Origin of the sequence: Kitasatospora sp. NPDC059577, assembly GCF_042735475.1 — a bacterium.
GTDB lineage: Bacteria > Actinomycetota > Actinomycetes > Streptomycetales > Streptomycetaceae > Kitasatospora.
This window is the reverse complement of record NZ_JBHWBZ010000002.1, coordinates 304,613-330,680: the sequence shown is the minus strand read 5'-3', so window position 1 is coordinate 330,680 and position 26,068 is coordinate 304,613. Positions and strand designations below refer to the sequence as shown.

Annotated in this window: 4 protein-coding genes; 3 read left to right on the top strand and 1 reads right to left on the bottom strand. The window is 73.0% G+C overall.

Annotated elements, in window-relative coordinates:
• The first annotated feature begins 8 nt into the window (after window positions 1–8).
• Window positions 9–21,431 (top strand): toxin glutamine deamidase domain-containing protein, encoded by a 21,423-nt coding sequence (locus tag ACFV0O_RS03930; RefSeq protein WP_380335960.1) that lies wholly within the window; start codon window positions 9–11, stop codon window positions 21,429–21,431.
• Window positions 21,428–21,862, top strand: coding sequence for a hypothetical protein (locus ACFV0O_RS03925; RefSeq protein ID WP_380335957.1), 435 nt, complete (start codon window positions 21,428–21,430; stop codon window positions 21,860–21,862). The genes ACFV0O_RS03930 and ACFV0O_RS03925 overlap by 4 nt, the downstream gene beginning before the upstream one ends.
• A gap of 221 nt (window positions 21,863–22,083) precedes the next feature.
• Here ACFV0O_RS03925 and ACFV0O_RS03920 read toward each other — a convergent pair whose 3' ends face one another.
• Complete coding sequence (locus tag ACFV0O_RS03920) at window positions 22,084–24,036, bottom strand: hypothetical protein (RefSeq protein ID WP_380335954.1); 1,953 nt, start codon at window positions 24,034–24,036, stop codon at window positions 22,084–22,086.
• 737 nt (window positions 24,037–24,773) lie between these two features.
• Here ACFV0O_RS03920 and ACFV0O_RS03915 point away from each other — a divergent pair.
• Entirely contained in the window at window positions 24,774–26,045 is a 1,272-nt protein-coding gene (locus ACFV0O_RS03915) for a hypothetical protein (RefSeq protein WP_380335951.1), read from the top strand.
• Window positions 26,046–26,068 lie beyond the last annotated feature (23 nt).

Here is a 26,068-nt window from a genome sequence, read left to right as displayed (position 1 = left end):
AACCACCCGTGTCGTACCCGTCCCTCGATCCCGGCGAATTCCTCTCCAACCTGTTCGGCACGCTCGCCGGCATGCCCTGGCCGCAGGTCAAGGAAGGCGAACTGCGGGACGTCCGGGACGCGTACGAGGTCCTGGCCAAGGAGATCCCGCAACTCCACGAGCTGATCGCGACGGTGGCGATCAAGGCCCGGCAGGAGTTCGAGGGCGAGGCCGCCCAGTCGTTCAGCAACGCGATGAACGCCTACATCGGCCTCGGCGGCGGGAAGGACGGCACGGACCAGGTCAAGCAGGCCGCGGAGACCGCCCAGGCGCTCGCCGACTGCGCGGGCGACGTCGCCAACTCGGTCGAGTACACCAAGTGGATGGCGATCGCCCAGCTCATCCAGCTGGTCTTCGAGATCACCATGGCGACCATCTGGGCGCCGTTCACCTTCGGCGAGAGCTTCTCCGGCCTGTCGCTGGCGTACTTCTTCACCCGGCAGGCGCTCTGGACGCTGCTGAAGTTCCTGCTCAAGTCGATCCTGATGCACACCTTCACGGGCATCGTGACCGGCATGCTGATGGACTCGATCATCCAGGGCATCCAGATCTCGCACGGCGACCGCAAGTCGTTCGACCTCGACGGCTCGTTCAAGCAGAGCGTGCTGAACGGCGTCATCGGCGGCGCGCTCGCCGGGCCGATCAACCTGCTCGGCATGGGCCTCGGCAAGCTGATCGGCAACCTGATCGGGAAGAACGCCGGCAAGGTCCTCTCCAAGGAACTGGCCAACGTCATGAAGAACGGTGACAAGGAGGCGCTCAAGCACCTGCTGAACACCGTCACCAAGGAGGCCGGCGGCTCGGCGCTCACCAACCTGGAGAAGGCCGGCGCCAAGTCCATCGGCAAGGCCGGGAGTTCGGGACTGGAGGGCGCCGGCAAGAGCGGTGCCGGGGCCGGTGTCCGCAAGCTGCTGACCGACGAGGAGGCCAAGGCCTTCTCGCAGTCCCTCGGCCGCCGGATGCAGGAGGTCGAGCCGTGGCTGAAGCAGGGCTTCGGCAAGGCGGGCGCCGGCAGCGTCGCCGAGCGCTTCACCGAGAACCTGGCGGGCTCCTTCGAGAAGCACCTCGGCACCCAGCTGGGCAAGACCGAGGCGAGGAAGCTCGGCCAGGAGTACGCCGAGGCCTTCGTCGCCGGCTGGACCAAGCACGGCGCGGGCAACGAGTCGCTCGGGGTCGTGCTGCGCTCCGTCCTGGAACACGGCGGCTCGGAACTCGGCGAGCACGGGGTCACCGCCCTCGCCGAACACCTGCCCAAGCTGGCCGCCGCCATGGGCGAGGGGAACAAGCTCTACCGGCTGGGCTTCGCGGTCGGCTCCCAGCTGATGGAGGGCGTGCAGGGCAACCTCTCCGAGGGCTTCTACAACCTCATCTTCGACGACAGCCACACGTTCACCACCAGCGCCGCCACCTTCGGCGCCGGCATGGGCATGGGCCTGCTCGGCAAGGGACTGCACGCCGCGTTCCACAAGTTCGGCATCGGCGACAAGTGGACCTCGTACGTCCAGAGCGTCCAGTTCAAGGAGGTCGAGGCCGGCAAGGGCGCGTACTTCGGGCCCCTGCACCCGATGACCGCGCTGTCGCTGCTCAGCAACCTGGCCGGCCACCCTGCGCCCTTCCCGGTGCCCCGACTCGGGCCGCACCACGAGGAAGTGACGATGGGTCACGTCCTCGGCTACTCGCGCGGCACGGGCGAGGCGCCGGACGTCGAGTACGCGGCGCTGTTCGCCAAGGCCTTCGGCCAGGCGGATCTGGCGAGCCTGTTCGCCGACCCCACGCCCAAGCCCGTACCGACCACGTCGGGCGGCGGCACGACCTCCGGCAAGCACGACCCAGCGACGGGCTCCGGACGGCCCGACACATCCGTCGGCGGCAAGGCCGACCGCCCGAGCCCGGTGCAGACCGAGGGGGGCAAGCCCGCCCCGGGGCGCCCCGCACCCGTCCGCACCGACACCGGCTGGAGCGGCACCACCCTCGGCGACGAACCGGTCGGCCCCGCCCGCCCGGGCCGGACCGTCGGCGGGGGCACCGGGGGCACCGGGGGCACCGGGGGCAGCGAGAAGACCGAACACGCCGGCGCCACCGGCTCGGCCGGCCCGAACCCCGAGCCGCCGACCCCGCCCCGCACCTCCGGCGACACCCCGGACGGGCACACCGCGCCGCGCCCGGAGCACGGCGCCGCGCCCGGCCCGGACGCCCGCACGCCGCGCCCCGAGCCCGGCGGCGAGCCCGCCCGGCCGGAGCACGGCAGCGAGCCGGCCGCCACCGACGAGTGGCCGGCGCCCTGGTGGATCAAGGCCGACTTCCCCGAGGGCGCGCTGCCGCACTGGACGGACCACGACTTCACGGACGCCGCCCACCGGATCCTCCAGCGCCCCGACCGCAGCTACCCCGACCCCGAACGCCCCAGCGGCGCGCTGATCCTGCACGAGGGCACCGTGGACGGCGTCCGGCTGGCCATCGGCGTCGAGGACGGCAAGGTCTGGCAGATCCGCTACCTCGGCGGTGCCGACACCCCGCGCCCCGAGCACGGCACCCCGCCGCCCCCGCACCAGGGCGACCCTGCCCCGCACCAGGGCGACCCCGCCGCGCAGCCCGGCCCGGACGCCCGCGGCACGCGGCCCGACCGCGACCACGGCTCCACCGACCAGCCGCAGCAGCCGTCCCGCCGCCGCGGCCGGGACGAGTACGAGAACGACCACCCGACCGACCACGGCGACCCGGCCCCGGACGCCCCGGCGACGGGCCCGGAACCGGCCGCCAAGCGCCCCCGGCCCGACCTGGACCACACCCCCGACGGCCGCCGCCCCTTCGACCAGGAGGACGGCGCGCCCCGGCTGCTGCGCCCGCTGGACTCCTTCCTGCGGGAGTTCTCCGACGGCGGCTACGACACGCCCGGACCGGCCGCCCGGCACGCCCTGGAGCAGGCGCTGGCCGGACCGGACGGCCCGAAGAAGTTCGCCCACCCGCAGGAGTTCGTCGACCTGGTCAACCCCGCGGACGGCGACGGCAGCCTGCTCGGCGACGTCAACTGCGTGGCGGCCGCGATGGCCTTCCACGCCACCTTCCACGGTGACCCGCAGGTCGCCCTCACCCTGAACGAGCGCCACCTCGGCGCGGTCGGCGACGCCCAGCACTGGACCGGCCGGCCGGCCGAGTACCTCGGCCTCGGCAGCACCGGGCTGATCGAGGTCGCCCGCCGGGTCACCGAGGGCGGCCCCGGCTCGGCCGCGCTGGTCTTCGCCTGGACCGAGGACGGCAAGGGCCACGCCTGGAACCTGGTCAACGTCCCCGGCGAGGGCCTGGTCTGGGTCGACGCCCAGCAGGGCCTGCACGCCCCGGGCGGCCGTCCGCTCCCGCAGGACGTCACCCGCGTCTGGGCGATCACCCTCGACCCGGAGAACCGCCCCATCCACGGCGACGGCGGCTTCAACGCGGCCGCCCTGCACCCCGACGAGCACACCGCCCGGCCGACCCCGGCCGAAGCCTTCACGGGCGCGGACGGTCCCTCGCACCCGGCCCCCCGCGCCACCGGGGCCGCCACCCCGCACAGCACCGAGACCGTCGTCGAGGCCTTCCCACCGCCCGGCGACCGGGTCCGCGTCGACGGCGACGGCCTCTGCCTGCTCAACTCCGTCGCCACCAGCCGGCCCGACGCCGTGCACCAGGTGCTGACCGAGCGCGGCGCCACCGGCTCCGGCTCGCGCGCCCCGCTGCCGTCGACGCCCGAGGCGATGAAGCGCGCGGTGACCGAGCACCTGCTCACGCAGGGCCCGGAGAAGCTGCCGCCCGAGGTCGCCCGCGGCTACCGCAAGATCGTCACCCAGGAGCTCGGCAAGCAGCTCGCCGGGCAGAGCCGTCCCGAACTGCTCAACGGACTGCTGGACCTCGGCGTCGGCGGCGTCGCCACCCACGAGGTCGTCCCCGCGCCGCTGCTCCGCGAGCGCTACGTCACCGCGCTCGCCCACGAACTCGGCGGCTCCGGCGGCGATCCGGCCGCAGCCCGGGCGCAGGCCGAACAGAGCGTCAGGTGGAAGTTCAAGAGCCCGGAGGAGCAGCGGGCCGCCGAGACGTACCTGCGCGACCGCGGCCTGGAGCCCGCGACCGACCCGCACGACCTGCGCCGGCAGTACGTCGACGAGCGGGTCGCCCGGGGTGAGGACCGGGGCACCGTCGAGCACGAGGTCGGCTGGAACTTCGCCGACGGCTCCACCCACCCCGAGGAGCAGTTCGAGTTCCTGCGCGGCCGCCCCGAGCAGATCGGGCTGCACGACCTCTCCGACGCCGAGCTCGCCGACCTCCAGGTCTGGCACCGGACCATCTCGGACGCGCCGCTCTCGCCCGGGGAGTTCGCCGGCCTCCAGGACGCCGTCAGGAACTGGGAACGCTCCTGGTGGCAGGGGTACGGCGAGACCTTCCCGCCGCTGCTGGCCGACGCCCTCGGCCTGCGCCTGCGCATCCTCGGCCCGGACGGCCACGGCGGCCACACCGAGTACCTGCGGTACGGCCCGCCGGAGGGCCACCAGGTGACGGTCTACTACAACGGCTCCAACCACTACGACGCCAGCCGCCCGCCCGTGGGGGCGCCGTCGGTGAGCTCCGCGCCGCCGACGCACCCGGCCGGGCACGACGGCCCGGTGCTCCCGCCCGCCCCGCACAGCGTGCCCACCGTCAGCGGACACGACCGGCCCGGCGCGTCGGCGGACACGCCGAAGCCGGGGCCCGAGTCGGTGGGCGACATCGCGCCGAAGCCCGAGGCGAAGCCCGCGCCGAAGCCCGTGGTCAAGACGGAGTCGGACCTGACGCCGAAGCCCGTGACCGAGCCGGGATCCAAGCCCGCGACCGACACCGTGTCCAAGCCCACGGCCGAGGCCTCGGTGGACACCGCGCCGAAGGCCGAGTCCGGGGCGGGAACCAAGCCCGCGACCGACACCACGCCCAAGCCCGAGGTCTCGGCGCCGCACCGGTCGGACATCCCGACCATCGTCATCACCGAGGCCGACCACGACCCGCTCGCCCACCCCGCGCCGCCCTCCCCGCCGGCGTCCGTGCTCGCCATGTCCGTGTTCTCGACGGAGTCCGGCGACGGCCACGGCCCGAACGACCCCGCGTTCACCCCCAAGAAGCCGCTCGGCCCGGACGAGCTGCGCCTGCCGCCGACCCGGATCACCAACCACCGACGGCTGTCCGCCTCCGACCTCGTCGTCGGCCTGCACCACGGCGACACCGCCGTCCACCATCAGATCGTCAAGCTCTTCGAGTCGGCCTTCCCGAAGGACCTGCCCGCCGCCCGTACGCTCGCCAAGGACTTCTTCGACCCGGACACGCTGCGCCCCAGGCTGACCGCCCTCTCCCGGGGCGACGTCTGGGAGGCGCCGTTCGAGACCGACGGCTGGTCCGGCAAGATCTCGGTCCGGGTGGACGTGGACGGCCTGGTGCACCAGGACACCGCGCCCAGCGTCGAGTTCGAGAACGGCTCCGACCGGCACGCCTCCGTCGGCCTGCGGGACGACACCCTGAACCGCTTCAACGCCTCCGCGCAGGCCAAGTTCAAGCTGGGCAAGGCCGAGGTCACCGAGACCTTCGGCTACCAGCACGACTCGGTGAAGGGCAGCAGCTCGGTCGAGGTCGGCCGGTCCATCGCGCGCGGCAAGACCGTCGAGCCGGGCGCCCTGTTCGCGGGGAAGCTCCATCTGGCCCTCGACTTCACCGAACTCACCCACCACGGCGAGCCGGTGTTCGAGGCGCCCGGCGACCGGGTGCGGCGGCTGGAGATCGGCGTCACCGTCGGCATCCCCGTCCGGGACACCCTGGACGTCTACGGCGCCCCGGTGCCGCCGGCCAAGGACAAGCTCTTCGCCCCGCCGCAGCGCGTGGTCGAGGGCCGGCGACTGGGCGGCTCCGACATCGTGCTCGACGTCTCCACCCACCGGCACGGTCGGCCGGACGCCGACCACCCGATGCAGGAGATCCTCGACGGTGTGGAGAAGACCGCCGAGGAGGTGCTCGGCGACCTGTGGCCGTCGCTGCGCGACAAGCTGAGCGCGGAACTCGACACCACCCGCCTCCAGCAGGACCTCAAGAGCATGATGTCCGGCGAGCCCACCCGGATCGAGGTGGTCGACAGGACCGGCCTCGTCACCGGCTCGGTGGAGATCGCCGCCTCCGTCAAGGCCATCTGGCAGCACGGCAACACCCCGCAGACCGAGTTCAACGTCGGCACCGGTGTCCAGCGCGTGCGCACCGAGCAGCGCGGCGCCGGTGACGGCGTCCAACTGCCGCTTCCCGGTGTGGTTTCCGGCAGCGCGATCGACAAGTCGACCGGTTCCGGCGGCGGCGGGCTCCAGCTGATCAAGGACACCGTGCAGATCTCCGGCAACAGCCAGGAGACGCTTCTCACCACCAAGACCAAGGGCCCCGGCGTGGTCTACGACGGCCGGGCCGAGCTCAGCCTGACGTTCGCGAAGGACACGCCGCTCGGGAAGTCCGGCGACACCGCGACGACCTCCGTCGACTTCCGGGCCCTGATCGAGCAGGCGGAGGCCCGCAGCGTCCAGGACACCGGCGCGGGCGACCCGACCCTCTTCGTCGCGGCCGACACCCCCGAGCCCCACCAGCCCAGGACCTTCGAGCCCGGCAGCACCGTCCCCAGCCCGCCCGACGGCGTCTGGCGCAAGCCCGACGGCACCGGCGGCGGCTTCGGCGACACCACCACGGTCCGCGACCTGCCCACCGTCGAGCCGCTGCACGAGGGTGTCGAGCGGTTGGGCGAGGAGGTGCTCGGCGGCGCCTGGAAGGACGTCAAGCGCGACGTCCAGCAGCTGTTCAGCCACCCGATGGTCGCCTCCCACCTGACCGCGATGACCCGCGGCACCCGGCTGGAACTGCCCGAGCAGATCGCCGCTGCCCTGCTCAAGCACGGCGTCAAGGTCTCCGCCACCGCGCACATCACGGAGTTGGAGTACAAGCGGCCCAACGCCAAGGCGGAGCTCAACCCGGTCGACGAGACCTCGTCGTTCAGCGCCGGTCGCACGCTGCTCTCGGACACCAAGTCCGGCCAGGGCGCGGCCGGTGGCACCGTCCCGCTGCCCGACAAGATCGGTATGGACGTCGGCGGCGGCTACTCCCGCCAGGTCCGCAACCGGGACGGCTGGCGCGACGGCAACGCGCAGAAGGTGTACGCCAACGGCAAGTACGCCCGCCCGCAGGAGATCTACGACGCCGGCATCGGCGTCGAGGTCAGGATCACCGTGGACGGCAAGGACCACACCGTCACCGTCCCGATCCGGGCCGAGGTCAGCGTGGACGCCAAGGAGACCGGCCGCCACACCGTCGGCGCCGACGGCCGCGCGCTGTTCACCGGACCGGGCACCGGCACCCCCGTCACCCACCAGGGGCCCGCCGAGCCGCACGACCCGCCCCGTCGCATCACCGACCGCGGCGCGCTGAGCGCCTCCGACGTGGTGCACAGCTTCGGCAACGGCGACACCGCCGTCCTGAACGGCATCGAGACCACCCTGCAGAAGGAGTTCGGCCACGTCCCCGACGACGTCCTGAGCAAGATCAAGAGCCGCTTCGACCCGATCGCCCTCAAACCGCAGCTGTCCAAGCTCACCCGCGGCGGCAAGCTCACCGAGCACGTCACGATCCACGGCTGGGACACCACCGTCACCGTCAAGGCCGGCCTGCGCAAGGACTTCACGCACACCGACACGGTCGACAAGTTCGAGTTCGAGCTGGGTACCCAGACCCGGGTGACGACCGGCGTCAGCAAGGACCGGCGGGTCCGGGACGTCTTCACGGCGCCCTTCCGCTTCAAGCTGCCGCACGTCGACCTCGGCCTCAACGTCTCCCGCCGCAACGACTTCGTGCACGGCTCCGCCATCGACAGCACCGGCGCCACCGTCAGCAAGGGCAAGACCGTCGAGCCGGCCGGACTCTTCAGCGGCACCGCCGAGTTCACCGTCCACATCGAGGCGAAGAAGCTCGGCCAGAAGGTCACCGCGCCGGACGTCCACGTACCGGTCGACACCACCGTCGCCGTCCCGCTGCGCGACGCCCCGCTGCACGGATCCACCGAGACCGCACCGCTGAAGAAGCCGCTCGACCCGCCCGTCCGGGTCGAGAAGACCCACCGTCTGGGCTCCTCCGACGTCGTCACCGACGTCTACCCGCTGCGCCCGCGCGGCGGCGGCGCCGGTACCGGCACCGGCCCGCACCCGGCGGGCACCGAGGAACGCCCGTCCGTCGGCGACTCCGCGGTCTCCGGCCTGGACCGGCGCGGAGCGAAGGTGCTCGGCTCGGACTGGGCCGGGATGAAGGAGCAGATCCGGGGCGAACTCGACGTCACCAAGCTGCAGCCGCAGCTGAAGTCGATGATGTCCGGCCACGAGATCGTGGTGAAGCACGGCCGCAGCACCGTCCGGATCACGGCCGGAGTGTCCCGGCTGGAGCACACCGGTGAGACCGCGCAGACCGAGTTCAACACCGGCACCCAGGTGCAGAAGTCCATGGCCGGCTCGGACGGCGTCACCAGCTACGGCGCCGGGCGCGGCAACGTCGTCACGGTGTCCGTCCAGGGCACCAGCAGCCCGCTGCCGGTCGGCCCGGCCGTCACCGGCGGCGGCTCCGTCACCCACTCCTGGGGCCACGACCAGCTCGACGTCCAGGCGCAGCGCAGCACCGCGGGTGCCGCGACCAAGACCAAGCTCGCCGGCAGCGCCTACACCGGTGAGGCGATCCTGTACTTCCGGATGGAGCGGCGGCCGCTGATCTCCCTCGGGGACCCGAACCGGCTGGTGCCGGACGGTGGCACCCAGGTGCCCGGGGCGGCCTTCGAGCACGTCAAGTCGGCCGCCGGGCAGGCCTGGCGCGAGGTCCGGAAGCTCGGCACCACGGTGCACGGCATCGACACCGCGAAGGTCGGCTTCGAGGTCTCGGTCGAGGCGGGGGAGGGGCGCCCCGCCAAGGGGCCGAAGCCCACGCCGTTCGAGGCGCCCGAGCACCGTACCGGGCAGGCTCCCGCCCCGGCGCCGACCGAGCCGGCCGTGGAGAAGGTGGTCAAGGCGCCGCCGGCCCGGGTCTGGAACGAGGGCCTGCGCGACATCGACGTCATGCGCTGGCTCGGCGACGCCGGTGGCGTGCAGGACATCCTGCGGCTGCGCGGTCGCGAGTTCTTCGGCTCCCGCACGTGGGACCGGATGGAGAGCCTCGCCCGCAACACCACCGACCACGCCCAGCTCGCCAGCCACTTCGGCTCCGCCACCCGCGGCGAGCCGCTGAGCACGCCCTCGCCCGGGCGGCGGCTGCTGGTGTCGGACGGCGGCGTGAAGGTGAACCTCAAGGTCCTACAGCTGGAGTACGACCGGACCGACGGAAAGGTCGAGCTCAGCCCCTCCAACGCGACCTCCACCACCTCCACCAAGACCCGGCTCGACTGGTCGCTCTGGGGCGGCCAGGTGCAGGGCGGGGTGAAGACCGATGTCGGCGCGGCCGAGGGCACCTTCCAGGTCGGCGTCGGCGGGTCCCACCGCAGCCGGGAGGGTGTGTCGGCCGGAAGCTCCGGCCAGGTCGTCTCGCACGCGAAGTTCAACACGCCGATGGCGCGCTACGAGGGCTTCGCGGAGGTCGAGGTCGTCTTCTTCAAGGGCGACAAGGAGGTGGTGGAGAAGGGCGTCATCCCGATCACCGTCGACATCCCCGAGCGGGAGACGGTCGACGCGAAGGTGATGAGCGACCACTACCTGACGTTCAGCGAGGACAACCCGGACGGGCTCGCCATGCCCAAGCACCCGCCGGTGAAGCCTGCCGCCACCCCGGATGCCACGCCGCCCGCCGACCCGGCCGCGGCCCCGAAGCCGGAGGCGACAACCAAGCCGGAGGCGGAGAAGGCCCCGAAGCCCGAGGCCGCTCCGAAGCCGGAGGCCGGGCCCAAGCCGGAGCCGGAAGCGGCTCCCGAGGCGAAGCCGGAAGCCGCACCGAAGCCGGAGGCGTCGCCCAAGCCTGAGCCGGAGGCGGCCCCCGCGGCGAAGCCGGAGGCGGAGCCCGACCCCGCGCCGCGCACCGAGCCCGACCCCGCGCCGCGCACCGAGCCCGACCCCGCGCCGCGCACCGAGCCGGAGGTGAAGCCGGACCCGGTCGTCAAGGCGGCCGAGGACGTGTTCGACTCCCTCCGGCCCGAGCCCGGCTCCGTACCGGTGTCGGCCCCGGGCCACCCGAAGCTCTCGGACCTCATCCCCGAGTCGTCCTGGTGGCGGTTGTTCATCGACGCCAACGTCCACCAGGACGCGCTCGTCGGGTCGCCGTCCGACGCCGCGAACCACCTGGACCGGACGAAGTACCCCGGTTTCCGCCGGAGCATGACCGAGCTGTTCCGCGAGGTGCTGGACGGGCACACCGGGTCCGGCCGCGACTGGTCGCGGATCGACGTCCACGCGTACGAGAAACTGCACGACCTGGCCACCCGGCACCTGGTCGAGGGGTCCGGCCGGAACGTCGCCACGGAGTGGTCCGGGACCAAGGGCGCCCGCCTGCACACCACCATGCGCGGTACCGGACGGACCACCCTGGCTGCCGACCTCGCCGACGACCTCGTCAACGGTCGCCGGCTGCTTGGCGACATCACGGCCAAGTCCGGTTCCACGACGGGCGTCGGGCTGCCACTGGTCGCGTTCTCCCGCGGGCAGAAGGGCGAGGGCATGATCTCGATCAGCTACGTCCACGGTGAGGCGCCCGGCCACGTCCAGGCCGTCCTGGACCGTTACTACGGTGAGGTCGCCGCTGCCACGGACGACCGTTCCAAGCTGCTCGCGATCGCCAAGGTGACCCGGGCCCTGCAGATCATCCAGCCGTTCTCCGACGCGAACAGCCGCGTGAACGTCAGCGTGCTGATGCAGAAGTTCCTGCTGGAGCAGGGCTTCAGGCCCTCCGTGCTGACCAACTCCTTCGAGCTCTTCCTCGGCGGCTACAGCACGCACGAGATCGCCGACCACCTGGTCGAGGGCATGCAGCGGTTCGACCAGTACGTCGCCGACGGGCTCGGTGACCAGTTCAACACGGCCGCCGGGCCCGCCGACCACACCCTGATCACCCAGGTCGGCGACGCCGTCGGCCTGCGGGCCGGCACCGGCCCGGGCGACGCGGCGGTCCACCACCACCGGGTGCTCGACCTGGTCCGGCTCGGGCGTTCGCTCTACGGCAGCGGTGTGCCCTCCTTCGGCGCGTCCGGAGTGGAACACCTCAGGACGACCCGGGACCTGTCGGACCTTGCCCACGCGATGTTCCCCGGCCATCCGACCGGGACGGCCGTGGCCATGTACGCCCACCACCTGTACGAGCCCGACGAGCAGGGCGTGAGCTGGGAGCACCTGCGCGGCACCGCCGAGGCGATCGAGCGGACGACCAAGGAGGGCCTGCCGCTCACCGAGGCCGACATTCGCGACCACCTGCCCACCATCGAGGCCGAAGGGCTGACCGAAGCCGAGCGCAGGTTGATGCGCGGGGTGGTCGACGAGCCGCCGACCGCCCCGGTCCCCACCGGCTCCGCCACGGGGGCCTTCTCCTGGGAGTCGGTGCGGTACGAGTCGCCGCAGGACGGTCTGGAGCCGGCGCCGTTCGAGGTGCGTGAGCTGTCGGGCGGGGCTCGGCTGGATCCGGCGGGGGTGGAGGAGGCCCTGATGCCGCAGCTGATGTCGAAGGACATGGGGTCGTTCCGGGTCGTGTTGCGGGCGGAGGACGGGTTGTTGACGGATCCGCACGCGGCGGCGCGCCGGGTGGCGGACACGTTCATGGCGCCGGTCGACCTGTTGATCGCCGACGCGGATGGCGGGGTGCACCTGACGCGCTTCAGGAACGACGGCTTCCCCTACGAGAACGTGCACCTGGAGGTCGACCACTCGGGGGTGACCCCCCACCCGGGCGCCGACGCGCCGTCGCACTCCGAGCCGAAGCCGGAGCCACACCTGGAGTCGGAGTCGACGCCGCACGTCGACCTGCCCCCCCAGCCCGGAACGCACCCGGGGCCCGAGCACCCCGAGCACCCCGCGGCCACCGACCAGTGGTCGCAGGCCGCCCTCGCCCCGCGCGGCGAGCCGAGGCCGATCGCGCCCGAGATCCACCCCGAGCCGTCCGAGGCCCCGCGCGGCCCCGGTGACAAGGACGGAGGCAAGGGTGCCGGTGCGAAGGGCCGGCCGGGCGGCGACGGGCCGCCGCAGACGCTCAGCCCCAGCTCGTCGAGCCGGTACCGGCGGCTGAAGCACTCCGGCCCCAGCCCCAGCCACTCCATGGACGACCGATGGCGTCGGCCGCGCCCCTCGACCAGCGGTCAGGACCCCTTCCACTTCTCCGCCGACCAGCCCGCCCATGACACGGCGCACGACGCGTCACCGAACCTGCGGCCCTCGCAGCGGCTCCTGGCGGACCGGCTCATGAGCCTGGACGAGTCGTCGGGCGGTCTGAGCTCCCTGCGGGAGTCGGACTCCGAGTCGGACGCCGGCTCCGAGGGGTCCGCCATGTCCCTCGACACGGTCTGGGAGAGCGGTGACGGCCCGTCGGTGCACCCGGAGCTGTGGAAGGACGGCGCCTCCTACCTGGCACCGTTCCTGCCCTCCTCCAAGGACGCCGACGGCAACCTGGTCCACCGCGGTGACGTCGAGGAGACGTCGATCGGCGGCCAGGGCTTCGTCCGGCTGTACCTGGTGTCCTCCGGGGACGCCCTGCCGCTCGGTCTGCACGACGGCGGCTCGCTGGAGCTGTACACCGGGGACGAGCACTCGCTGCTGGTCATCGGCAGCGAGGACACCGCCGTGCGTGTCGCGACCGGTCTCACCGGCGGTGACCTGAGCCGTTCGAAGATCTCCTCGGTCCTGGTGGACCGCTCGGTCGCGGTCGACCTGAGCATCGCGGCCGGAGGCGGCAAGGAGGGGCACGTCACCCCCGCCTTCTCGCTCACCGAAGCGAACGTGGTGCGCGCGGACCGCGAGGTGCTGTCGAGTGCCCTGCAGCACGCGGTGGGGGCCTCGCTCCAGCACTTCGGCGGGGACGAGTGGCACCACCGCTCCGGCGGCGACTCCTCGGCGCCCGGAGGAGGGCTGCCGGCGGGTGCCGTCCGTACCTGGAAGGACCACGAGAACCCCTACCCCAAGCAGGAGTTGACGAGCCCGGCGGAGGTCGCCGCGCACCTTCGGAAGGTTTCCGACCTGCGGGCCGAGTGGGCCCAGCACGTCGCCACCTGGAACCAGTTCCTCCAGCAGACGGACAAGCGCACCGGTCACGCGCTGCTGGACGTCGACGTCGCCGCGAGCAAGGGCCTGGACCAGCGGGTCACCGAGCTGAAGGCCTTCCTGACGGACCACGGGGGCGTCGACCTGCCCGATCCGGCGTTGGCCAAGAGGCAGTACAACGCCAGGCTGGGCCGGTGGATCACGCAGTCCGACCACCGGATGCGCCAGGTGGCCGACTGGATCGACGCGGCCGACCACGTGACGAACGCCCTGAAGGAGGGCCAGAAGCTGCAGGCCGGCCTGCAGGAGCTGCCGCTGCCCGGACAGCTGCCGGACCCGGTCCACCCCCAGGTGGCCGACGAACAGCTGGAGATCCGCCAGAAGAAGGCGGTGAACGAGCTCGTCGACCTCTGGGAGACGCCGAAGAAGACGTCGGCCGAGGAACTGGTCGACAAGATCGGCGCGTCGCTGAAGGAGCCGCTCCAGGCCCGTCCGCAGGGCGCGGTCGAGCTGGTGAAGGCCCTCCAGGACTACGCGGCCGACCACGCGGTGGAGGACCTGCTCGGCAGCCGTACGCTCAGCAGCTATGCGGTGGGTCTGGTGTTGTCCGCCGAGGCCACGCACAACCCGAACGTCCTGTCGGGGCTGCTCGTCGCGAACGATGAGTTGACGCCCCGCCAGCTCTCCCGGGTCGCCGTGCTGACCGGGGCCGCGGGTAAGGTCCCCGCTCCGCGGTCGCTCGCCGAGTACCTCGACGGGCACCACGCGGGCAAGCCGGACCAGGGGCTCGGCGAGACCCTGCGGGCGATCACGGAACTCTCCCGGGAGCTGGCCGAGATCCCCGCACTGAACGACGGCACCCTGACGCCGGCGGTCATCGGGGCGATCCGCCAGGACCTGCGCCACCTGCTGATGTTCGACCAGGTGAAGCGCATGGCCAAGGCCGGGGCCGGCGTCGTCCCGCCCGGGATGAGGCACGACTCCGGCGAGCTGTTCTTCGACCCCTTCAGCGGGATCGGCGAGCGTCGCCAGGCACTGCTGGACGTCCTCGGGGACGACGCGAAGTTCCGGGACGCGTTCCTCGCCGCGGACAAGGCGCACGCCGCCGAGGTGGAGGCGAGCCGCAAGCTGGAGGCGGCCAAGTACCCGGGCGCCTCGGTGCAGGACCTGTTCAAGGGGCGTACCCCGGAGCAGACGGAGCAGGCGGTCCACCACGCGCGGGACACGAGCACGAGCAGCCCGCTCTACCCGGAACCGGATCCGGGCGTGACGCCCCCGCCGGAGGTGCCGAAGCCCGGCGAGTCGGCGCCGGTGATCCCGACGACGCGCCCCGACACCGCGGTGATCCGCGGGCCCAAGCTGGGCGTTGACTCCACCGCCTACAAGGACGCGCTGCTGCTGGCCCCGAACGTCCCGGGCGAGCGGATCGTCACCGTGGAGTCGGGCCCGCACGGTCCGGTGTTCACCACGGAGCACGGCGAGGTCCGGCAGCTGACTCCGGAGGCCTTCAGTGAGGCCCTGACCAAGCTCGGCGTGACCAGGGGCGACACGGTCACCCTCCACTTCTCCGGTCAGGCGCCGACGGATGACGTCCGGCAGAAGCTGGTCGACCACGCCTCGGCCCAGCTGGACGCCCGGGTGCGGACCGACCTGTCCGGCGGCAAGCGGACCGACGCGCACCTGCCGCAGTACACCACGGCCGGGGTGCTCGTCCCCGGAAAGGTCGTCGACCGCGGGCTCATCCACAACCTGGAGAAGCTCCCGGGGCTGGCCGACTCGAAGCTGCTCGTGCTCTCCGCGCAGGGCGGCGGCTTCGTCGACCACACCGGAGCACCCCTGACGCCCGCCGAGGCCGCCAGGATCCTCTCGGCGAACGGCGACAAGCCCCACACCCCGGCCCTCGCCGTGGTGATCACCGGCGAGGACGGCACGGTCGACGACCGGGACCGCAGGACCTTCGCCAAGGACCTCAGCGCCGAACTGGGCGGCACCGGCACGCACATCGAGGTCCGGATCGCACTCGGGGACGAGCGGGTGGCCCGCTACCAGGACGGCAAGCTGGTGGCGGAGGGTCATGTCCAGGAGCCGCAAGCGCGCTCCTGGACGGGCGACGGGCTCGACGGCGGTGGCCAGCGGAGGACCTACCTGAGCGGCGAGGTCGCGGTCGAGGTGGAGATGACCCGGGACAAGCTCGGGTTCGTCTTCGCCGACCTGGACGCGGCGGCGATCGACGGCTTCCGCAACCTCGACGGGAACCGGGAGTACCTCGACTACACCCAGCAGAGCCGGACGGGCTTGCCGACCAAGCACGGTGACGCCGACCTGCCGTGGGCGTCCGCCATGCGCGAGAAGCTCCCCGACGGGAGCCCGAAGAAGGTCGCGGTGGTGGTCGTCGACGACCGGCGCGGCGGCCTGACCGTCACCACGAAGGACGGCGGGACGGTCACCCTGCCCTGGCGCGACGGTGCGAGCCTGATCGGGCACGTTCTCAAGGAGAGCAAGTTCCCGGCGAACGGCGAGATCGGCCTGGTCGGCCTGCACGGCGACCTCGCCGAGGGCCCGCACATGGAGCAGCTGGCGCGCTGGATCGCCGCCGAGACCGGCCGGACCGTGCACTTCAAGGCCAATCCGGTGCGCACGGAGCCGCTGTCGGGGGGCCCGAACGGCGCCACCACGCTCGCCGTGACGGCCCGGCACGACCACGACCTGCCGCCGCGCGACTACCGGACCTCTCCGTCGGACTTCGACACCGAGAAGTTCAAGGAGAGCGGCTTCTTCGTCACCCACAGCCTGGGCGGGAGCAAGGGGCCCGTCCTGCCCCTGAAGATCCCGCTGCCGGACCGCTCCACGGTGTCCTACCCGCTGTACTCGCGGCCGGTCGGTGACCAGCCGGGCGAGCACGTCGGCCGGACCACCTGGAACGTCCCGGACCAGTGGAAGTTCTGGAGCTTCGACCAGGCCGTCCCGATGGACGTGCCGCACATCGGGGTCATCGAGAAGCCCGGGCGGGAAGTCCTGCCGAACAGCCGCGTCTTCCACCAGGAGTACGGCAGCGTCGGCGTGTTCAAGGGCTCCGAGATCAAGTGGGACCTCGGCGCCCGCCCGTACGTCGACCAGGGGCACGGACTGGGCTCCACCGCCCTGATGGAGGTGGGTACCCACACGCCGGGCACCTTCTCGGTGACGGCCCGGATGGAGGGCGAGGCACTGGGGCGGACCGTCCGCCGGCGCGCCAGCTTCTCCAACGCCGACGTCAACTCGCTGGGCAGCGGCGCCGAGCGCAAGCAGCACGTCGACGTCCTGCTCGCCCGCTGCTTCGCCTCGCAGAAGGACCTCGCCTCGACGTTCGCGGCCTCGGCCAAGGCGCGGACCGTAGCGGTCGACGGCCTGCTCTGGAACACCTCGCTGCCGGCCCTGATCGAGCACGCCACCGGACAGGCTCCGGGCAAGGTGCTCTGGGTGGAGGAGGGCAAGAAGGTCACCCACTACCGGGTCGACGGATCCGACGAGAGCCTGCCCGACGCTCCGGACACCGCACGTCCGCAGCTCAAGCGGTCGGGCTCGGGCAGCAGTGACATCACCGCGACGCCCACGCCCCGTCCGCCCTTCACCCCGAGCCCGGCCGCGTCGGACTCCGGCACCGCGTCGCCGGTGCCGAGGGACCCGCGCTCCAAGCCGATCGACCCGGTCGAGTCCGACCTCTCCGTGCACCGGGGCGGCACCGGGCCGGACCTGGGCGCGCCGCCGGCGCAGCACCCGCAGCCGGAGCACCGTCCGGAGCCGGAGCCGCAGCAGCAGCCCGAGCAACGGCCCGAGCGCGTGCACGAGATGGTGGACGCCCTGGTCGATGCCCGCGCGGGCTCCGACGTGCGCTGGCTGGCGGATCCGGACAGCCCGGTCGGGCAGCGGCAGGAGACCGGCGGCGCCGTCGCCCGGTTCCCCAAGGACCCGCGTTTCTTCTCGGTCGCCTTCCACTCGGAGCACGCCGACGGCTCGCCGACCTGGCACGGCGAACGGGTGGGCCCCGAGGAACTGGCCGCCGTCCTGGTCGAGTTGCGTGCCCGGGGCATCTGGGCGGAGGGCAAGCCGCTGCAGTTCCCCGCCTGCGAGTTCGGCACCGGCAAGGCGTCCTCGTACGCGGCCGACGTGCTGCGCGCGCTGCGGGGCAAGGTGAGCGGCCCGCTGGAGGCGTACGTCCCCGAGGGCAAGCTCTGGTTCGTGCCGAAGCCCACCGGCGCCTTCACCGTGGAGCCGGAGGGCCTGGGCCACCTGGTGGTGGCCAAGACGGTCGGCTTCGACGCCAACGGCCTGCCGGTCGTGGTCCCGGGCGGCACGTGGCTGAAGGTGTCACTGCCGGAGACCGGCGGCGAGCACCCGCCGCACCCGGAGAACCCGCCGCACGTGGAGCACCCGGAGAACCCGGAGCACCCGCAGCCGGCGCCGCACGGGCCCGTCCCGCACGTGGAGGAGCTCGGGGCGCACCTGCCGGCGGACCTGTCCGTCCCGGCGTCCCACGAGGGACTGCCGGAGGGCCTGCACTGGGCGGACTCCCCGTCGGCCGTGGCGCACGAGATGCCGGGCGCGACCGTCTTCGGGAAGCGCCCGCTCTACGACGCGCCCGAATACGCGGCGGCGACCGCCGAGTTCGAGAAGCGGCTCGGCGCCTACTGCCACAACCTGAAGGAGGCGGAGGACGCCGCCCGCAGAACGGTGGCCAAGCTGCTGTACGTGATCCAGAAGGCCAACCCCGAGGTGTCGGCGCTGGACCGGTTCAAGACCCTCCTCAAGGACGATCCGACGTCCGCCGGGCAGGTCGGCACCGACCTCACCCCGGAGCAGATCGCCGGGCTCCTGAAGACCGGCAACACCCGTGAGCTGATGACGGCGTTCTTCAACGGGGCTTACTTCAACGACTCCGATCTGAACCTCAAGAAGTTGCTCAACTCCCTCATCGAGGGAGAGAGCTGGGAGCGGGCGGAGGAGCTCGGTCTGAACGTGGCGGCGCTCAAGGAGCACCACGCGTTCCTGGAGGGCCCGGTGCGCAAGGGCCTCCACGAGAGCCTGAGCAGGGTCAGCCCCAAGCACGCCACCATGTTCGAGCACGACGTGTTCGGCACCGGGAACGTGCTGGCCCAGTCGGAGAGCTGGTTCTCCGACGGCAAGGGCTACCTGGCGAGCCTGACCGCCCGCCGGCCGCGGCCGACCGGGGAGGTGCAGGCGCCGTCGGCGCTGGACCTGGACATCGCCGGGACGAAGCTGAGCGAGCGGGAGTTGGCCTTCCTGAAGGTCAACCCGTTGGCCTGGGACATCGTCGGGCTCCGCCTGGAGCGGGTGCTGTGGGAGGACGTTCCGCGCAAGGCGGACGGCTCGTACGACCTGGAGGCGCTCAAGAGCCGGCCCGGTGTCCACGACGTGGTCACGGAGCGGGGGCCCGGCGGCCAGGAGGTGTACAAGCTGGTGGAGCACCGGCCCAACCCGGAGGTCGGCCCCGGTGAGATCGGTCCCGACAAGCCGATCAGCTGGCGCACCGGCGAGGCGGTCCACACGCTCAGCCCGGACTCCTCCTGGTACAAGGAGGCCAACGGCGACCTGGGCATGCGGCTGGTGGCGGGCATCTCGGCCACCTCGGCCAAGCTGATGACGGCGTTCAGGCTGCTGAACGTGGACGGCGTCAGCCCCGACCACATGGTGAAGGCGCTGTTCGGCTGGATGCTGCCCACCGGCGACCACTCGGTCTACGAGATCCTCAAGGGCGTCGAGATGTCCGGCGCGACCAGGCCGCTGGGCGAGGACACGCTGAAGTCCGCCGAGTCCATGTACCGCAACCTGCCGGGCATCCCGCTCGACCAGGTGCGACGGGAGCTGTCCCCGGACCACATGCTGCCGCACGAGCAGGTCTACCTCTCGAGGATCAAGGAGCAGAACGGCGGCTTCTCCGAGCCCTCCGGCCCGCACCGGACCGTGATCGAGGAGCGGAGGTCGCTCTTCGAGCAGATCGCCGAGGGCGTGATGGACCCGCACGCGGACACGGACGTCGTCGACGGCCTCAACGCCTGGCTGGCGACCAACCACATGACCGCCCAGGAGGTCCTGAGCAAGCTGACCCCGGCCCACTTCTACGCCCTGGCGGTCTACACCGGGCCGGCGTTCCCGCTCATCAACGTGATGATGAGGTTCGGCGATTCGCTCGACAAGGCGATGCTGGTCCAGATCAAGAACCTGCTCTGGGGCTCTGGTGCGACGCCCACCTCGCTGTCCCTCCACCCCGCCATCAAGGACCTGCTCCGGGTGCACTCCGGCATCAAGTCGGTGGAGATGGCGAACCGCCGGAAGATCATGGAGATCGTCCGGACGGACGTCCTGCCGGGGCTCAAGGCGGAGATGCGCGAGCACGTCCGGATGCTGGACTCGGCGTTGGAGGAGCTTCCGGCGGCCGAGGGCAAGGTCTACCGCGGCACGGCCGCCATCTCCTTCAAGGGCTTCACCGGGCTGTCCCCGTCGTACGGCGGCTCGCACGTCCGGAGCAGCGACTTCGCCAGCGCCAGCCGCCAGGAGTCCGTCGCGCTCAAGTTCCGGGACACCCGCCGGAGGATTCCGGGCACCGAGCCGCTGCTGGTCACCATGGAGCTGACCGGCGGCGGGGCGGCCAAGGACATCTCCGTCTTCTCGGTCGAGATGCAGGAGAAGGAGGTTCTGGGCAAGCCGGGGAGCACCTACACGGTGATCGAGCGGCGCAGGCGGGACAACAAGCTCTTCATCAACGTGAAGGAGGCCAACTCCTCCACCTCGTTCCCCATGCTGGGTACTCCCGGTACGCCGGGCACGCCGACCTCGGCGGCCGCCCTGCGCCGGGCCAGGGAGGACCTGCAGGAGCACCTCGCCGACATCTCCGGCATGCGGGGGGTCAAGGACCACAAGGACCTCTGGGCCCTGGGCAAGGAGATCGGCGTCTCGAACGCGGAAGGCCTCCGCGGCTGGTCGGCGGCGAACGTCTTCCCCGGCGAGAGGGCCAAGGAGGTCCTGGGCGAGAAGACCTGGCACATCGGCGCCCTCACGGCGGACCTCCACGGCGGCACGGGGCACGTGGACGTCGAACGGCTCCGGGGCGTTCGCCGGATGGCCGACGTGGTGCGGGAGGCGCTCGGTCTGAACTCCGAGCAGCCCGTGACCAGGGCGGAGGTGGACGGCTACCTGAGGCGCCTGAACAAGGCCGACGACGCCGCGCAGGTCGTGCCGCTCGACCGCCACCGGCTGCTGAAGCTCGTCAACTCGCTCAAGAAGCAGGGCCTGCACGTCTCGCCGTCCGACGTCGAGAAGGCCTGGACACCGCTGTCGGCACTCGGCACCCCCCGCACCCCGGGGACCCCGGGCGGCCACCTGACGCCGGCCATGCCGAACACCCCGACCACGCCGCTGACGCCGACCGGACACCAGGTCGAACAACCCGGCGGGCACAATCCCCCCGGGGACCTGCGGCGCCAGCCCGTCGCCGTCTTCGGCGCGGCCCCCACCCTGGAGCTGCACCACCAGAAGATGGCGGCGATGCAGCACTTCCCGCTCGACGACCGCTTCTTCACCGTGGCGATGCACACCGACGGCGGGTTCCCGGTCTACGTGAACCACCTGCTCTCGCCCGACGAGGTGGCCGCAGGGCTGCACCAGGCGTTGCTGTCGGGCGGCTGGGACGGCGAGAAGCCGCTGCAGTTCGTGGCGTGCAACCTGGGCGCCGGGATCGAGTCGAGCTTCGTGGCGGCGACGATGTCCAAGCTGTGGGCGCTCGACCCTCGGATCGTGGCGCCGGCCTACGCGGGCGACGGGGCGGTCTGGTTCGTGCCCAAGGTCGACGAGCACGGCGTACCGGACTTCGGACGGCGCGGGGACCTGGTCGTGGCCAAGCAGGTCGGCATGACGACGAGCGCCCGGCCCGGCATCTCCGCCGGTGGGAGCTGGTACCGCTTCGACCGGCCGACGGACGGTACGCTCGTCCCGGTCATCGAGAAGCTCGGGGCCTACCTCCCGCCGACCGGCGACTCGGCGCCCCGGCCGGAGAACTACCTCGGTGTCAAGGACGACGAGTTCGACGTCAAGCGGCCCATCCCGGGCGCCATTCCGTTCGACGGCGACCACCCCGGCACCGGGCTGGCCGACCAGATTTTCCAGGAGCTGTTGAAGTGACCGCGGAGTTCATCGTCGCCCCCGTCTTCGACCTGGTCGACCCGCTGACCGGGCCGGCCTTCCACGAGGACCACCCGGTGATCGGGGACGAGGGCGAGCGGGAGGCACTGGCGGCGTACCTGGCCTCGGCCGTCGTCGTGCTGATGACCCCGAGCCTGATGGCGGACGTCCTCGACCCGGAGCGCCCGGGCGGTGTGCCGATGAACTACCGCTGCGACGGCCGGTGGATCTGGACCGACACCGTCACCTACTACCTGGACCGCTACGGTCTGGCGCCCGAGCCGGGCCTGCTCGCGTACGTTCGGGAGCGCCTCGCCGCGGGCGAGGCGCCCGCGCCGCTCGCGTCGGAGGTGCGGGAGCGCGTGGTGGACTTCCTGTTGGCCCCGGCCGCCGCCGGGCAGGAGACGGTCTGGGAGATCGACGAAGCCTGAGGCCGCGAAGCCCGAGTCGCGAAGCCCGAGTCGCGAAGCCCGAGTTGCGAAGCTTGAGTCGCGAAGCTTGAGGCCGCGACGCCGGACGGCCCCCCGCCCCGGGGCGGCGCCGCGCGGGGGGGGCGGCGCCCGCCCCGCGGCGCCGCGGGGGCGGGGGCCGGTGGGATCCCACCGGCCGGGGGCCGTCCGCTGCGCCGGGCCCCTGGCGGAAGGGGCCCCGGTCAGCCGGTGTGCCGGCCGCGGCGGCGCTCGCGGGCCAGGCCGACCGCGAGACCGCCCGCGATCAGCGTGCCGCCGGCGATGGTCAGCGCGGTGGACAGGTCGCCGGAGCCGGTGGCGGCCAGGCTGCTGCCGGGCGGCTCGGCGGAGGTGGCGGTGGCGGCCGCCGCGGCGGTGCTGCGGGTGGCGGAGGGCGTGCCGGTGCCCGCCGCGGTGGTCGTCGGTGCGGCGGTCGGCTTGGCGGTCGGGCTGCCGGTCGCCTTGGCGGTCGGGCTGCCGGTCGGGCTCGCCGCCGGGGTGGTGGCCGGAGCCGTCGACGGGGCCGGCTTGGGTGCGGCGCCGCCGCGCTCGGCGAGCTGCTGGGCGTACAGGCTCTCGGGCTGCACCGGGGTGCCGGTGGAGACCTGGACGCCGGTCTGCTTGCCCTCCACCGGGGTGCCGCGGGTGCCGAAGGCCCAGTTGTGCGCGGTGGGCGGGTTCTCCACGCCGTAGTAGCCGACGTTGGCGTTCCACATCACCTGGTTCGCCCCGGCCCAGCCCTGGCCGGAGCCCGCGTTCGCGCGGTTGGTCAGCGCGAGGTCGTCGTTGGGGCCGCGGGAGTGCAGCATCGTGATGTCGTCGTACAGCGTGCCGGTCGCCCAGCGCTGGTGCGGGCCGGCGTCCAGGCGGAAGCCACCGACGTTGTCCGAGGTGCAGTGCGAGAACACGTTCGGCCCGGCCACCCGGGCCCCGGTCAGCCAGGCGTGCAGGTTGCTGCCGGACACCTTGCAGTCGATCACCAGGCTCTGCTGGCCGTCGATGCTGTAGGCGCCGGGCTGGGCGAACGGGGCGCGCTGCGGGATGGCCTTCTCCATGCCGGTCGCCGAGGTGTCGGCGACGGTGACCCGGGAGGCGGTGCTGCCGATCGAGCCGACGCCGGCGCCGAAGCGGTCCGCGGCGATGTCGCGCGCCCAGGCGTCCTGGACGGCGGCGAAGTGCGCGAAACGGCTGGCGAAGTACCCGTGCTCGTCGTACCCCGGGGCGCCGACGAAGGCGGAGCCGTCGGCGCTGAAGCCCTCCACGCCGACCTCGCTGATCCGGCCGGGGTAGTCGTACGCCCACACCTTGGCGTGGGTGTACTCCTTCTCCAGGGCGTTGGTCAGCGGGATGTCCAGAGTGATCCTGTTGCCGTCGATCGCGGTGACGGTGCGCTGGAACTGGAGGCCGTCGTTGGCGGTCCACGGCTTCGACGGGGTGCCGTCAGGACGGGGCGGGATGTGGTCCATGCCGACGGCCTTGATCCAGGCGTCCTCCTGGGGCCGCTGGACGACGATGTTCTGACCGACCTTGAGCCCGGCGGCCGAGTCCAGGGTCAGCGTGGTCGCCCCCACCGGGACGTACGCGTCGGTGACGGCGTGCTCGGCGCCGCTCTTCTGCGGCGTGCCCTCGCCGGACAGTTCCACCAGCGGGCGCGGCTCGCCCGAAGCCACCAGCTTGGTGCCGTTCGCGCCGCTGCCCGCACCGCGCAGCACCACCCCGGAGGCCTTGATCCGCAGCGGCTTGCCCACCCGGTACGTGCCGGCGTTCAGCAGGACGGCCCCGCGCAGCCCGTCCGACCCCTGCGGCAGGGCGGCCACCTTGTCCAGGGCCTGCTGGATGCGGTCGCTGTCGTCGCCGTTCGCGGCCGGCTCCAAGGCGACGGCGACCTTGGCGGTCGGCAGCGGTCGGCTGCCGTTGCGGTAGCCGGCGTAGCTGAAGTCGGGGATCCGGTTGCCCTGCCCGTCCTTTCCGTACACCAGCCGTCCGTTGGCGAACTTCAGCCAGTCCGTCGAGTCGGGTGCGGCGTTGCCCGGGTTCGGCTGCGGGCCGGCCGCGAGGGCAGCCGGAGCCGCCCAGGCGGCGCCGAGTCCGGCCAGCGCGGACACGGCGACGGCGGCTCGCAGGGTGGTGCGCCGACCGGCGCGGTGATGGGACATGGACCCTCCTCGGTCGAGACCTGAAAAAGCTCGACAGCGTGAACGCGCCCTTCCGGTCCGGCGGTTCACCGTCGACGGTGGAGCGGGACGTGGCGAGCGGTGTCCGCCGCCGGAGGATTCGGCTCCGGCGGTGAACCCTGCCCCCTGTCCGTCCGTGCTGTGTGCGGGTGGATTCGGCGGCAGGTCGTCGAGCGCCCCGTGGAAGCGGAAACCTCAATCGGACCCAGGGAGCTGTGGTGGGCACGGGCCAGAACGTGAGCGGCGGCGAATCGACCGGGTACCAGCTGCCGGCGGTCGCCTGGATGATGGAGGACGGCGACGTGGTCGGCCCGGCGGAGCCCGCGGTCGACCCCGAGCCGGGCCCGGCGGCGCCCGTGCGGCGTACCCGGTTCCCGTCCGCTCCGGTCGGCGCGGTGGCGGGGCCCGTTGCCGCGGGGCCGGCGGCTTCCGTACCCGCCGTTCCCGGGCCCGTCGTTCCAGGACCTGTGGTTCCCGGGCCTGTGGTTCCCGGGCCGGTCGTTCCGGGGCCGGTCGCGTCCGCGCCCGCTGCTTCCCGGTCCGCCACGGCCGGTGGGACGGCCGGGTTCGGTCCGACCGGGTTCGGTCCGGCGCCCGCCACCGGGCGCAGCAGGGAGGCTGCTGCCACCGCGCAGCCGAGCACCGTACGGCCCGCTGCCGCCCAGCCCGCTGCCGGGCCGGCGTCCGGGCCCGGCACCCCGGTGGCGCTGCCCGCCCCCGTGCCCGAGACCGCCTCCGAGGCCGTCCGGGCCACCGCCTTCGGTGCCGCCCGGCGGAACGCGCTGCGACGGGCCTTCGTGCAGGCTCCGGCCCGCGCGGCGCGGACTCTCGCCTCGGTCGCCCCGTTCGGTGCCGCCGCCTCCTGCGGTCCCGAGGCCGCCGCCCCGCTCGCTCCCGGCACCGATGCCCTCGCGCCGGCCGCCGACGAGCGGGGCGGCCGGCTGCGCGGGCTGCCCCGCCCGGCGGTCGCGGCCGCCGCCGTGGGAGTGGTGCTGATGGGCCTTCCGCTGGTCATGGGCCGGGGAGAGGGCGGGGCGGACCCGGTCCAGGCGCTCGGTGGCGCCGGGACGAGCCGCCCCGACGCGCCGGTGCCGGAGCCGGAGGCGTCCGGGACCCCGGCCGGCGACCCCACCGGGACGCCGTCGGCCGAGGCCGCGCCGACCGCGGCTCCCACCGGGACGCCGGTCGACCCGGCCGCCACCGGGGCCCCGGCCCCCGGCACGCCGGTTCCCGGCATGCCCGAGCAGCCGCTCGCCGCCCCCGTCCCGGCGGGCGGGGCGCCCGTCGCCCAGCAGCCCGTCGGCTCGCCGCCCCTGGTGCGGACCGGCGCCGGGACGGGCGCCGGCCCGACCACCGGCGGCGCGCCGCAGAACCCGGTCCCCCCGCCCGCCCCCGGCCCGGTCCAGCCGCCGGCCCCCCAGCCCCAGCCCCAGCCGCCGAAGCCGCCCACGGCGGTCACGCCGCCGGCCCCGCCGGCCCCGCCGGCCCCGCCGGCACCGCCGTCCTACGCCGCGTACGCCGGACCCGGCTGCTCCTCCGACGGCACGGGTTACTCCGAGAAGGGCCGGTCCTCCGGCTCCAAGGACTGGGTCACCCGCTCCGACGGCGGCGGGGGCTGCAGCGGCCAGTTCACCTCGGTGCCGATGTCCGGGGACCGGAACAAGGACGACGAGAACTCGGTGGTGTGGACCTTCACCACCGGCCGGGTCTCCACGGGCACCTGCCGACTGTCCGTCTACATCCCGAACGGCGGCGACCTCAAGGCGGTCGGCGGCGCCCCCGCGTACTACACGGTGCAGGACGGCGGCAGCACCAGCGGCTCGTTCTCGATCAACCAGCCGCAGAACCTCGGGCGGTGGGTGAACGTCGGCACCTACCCGGTGAGCGGCAACCGGATCGCGGTCGTGCTCCACACCCGCGGCATCGACTGGGGCAGCACTGCCGGAGCCCACCTGGCCGCCTCGACCGTGAAGGCCGACTGCACCGGATGACCCGCCCCGCGGCGGACCGGGGC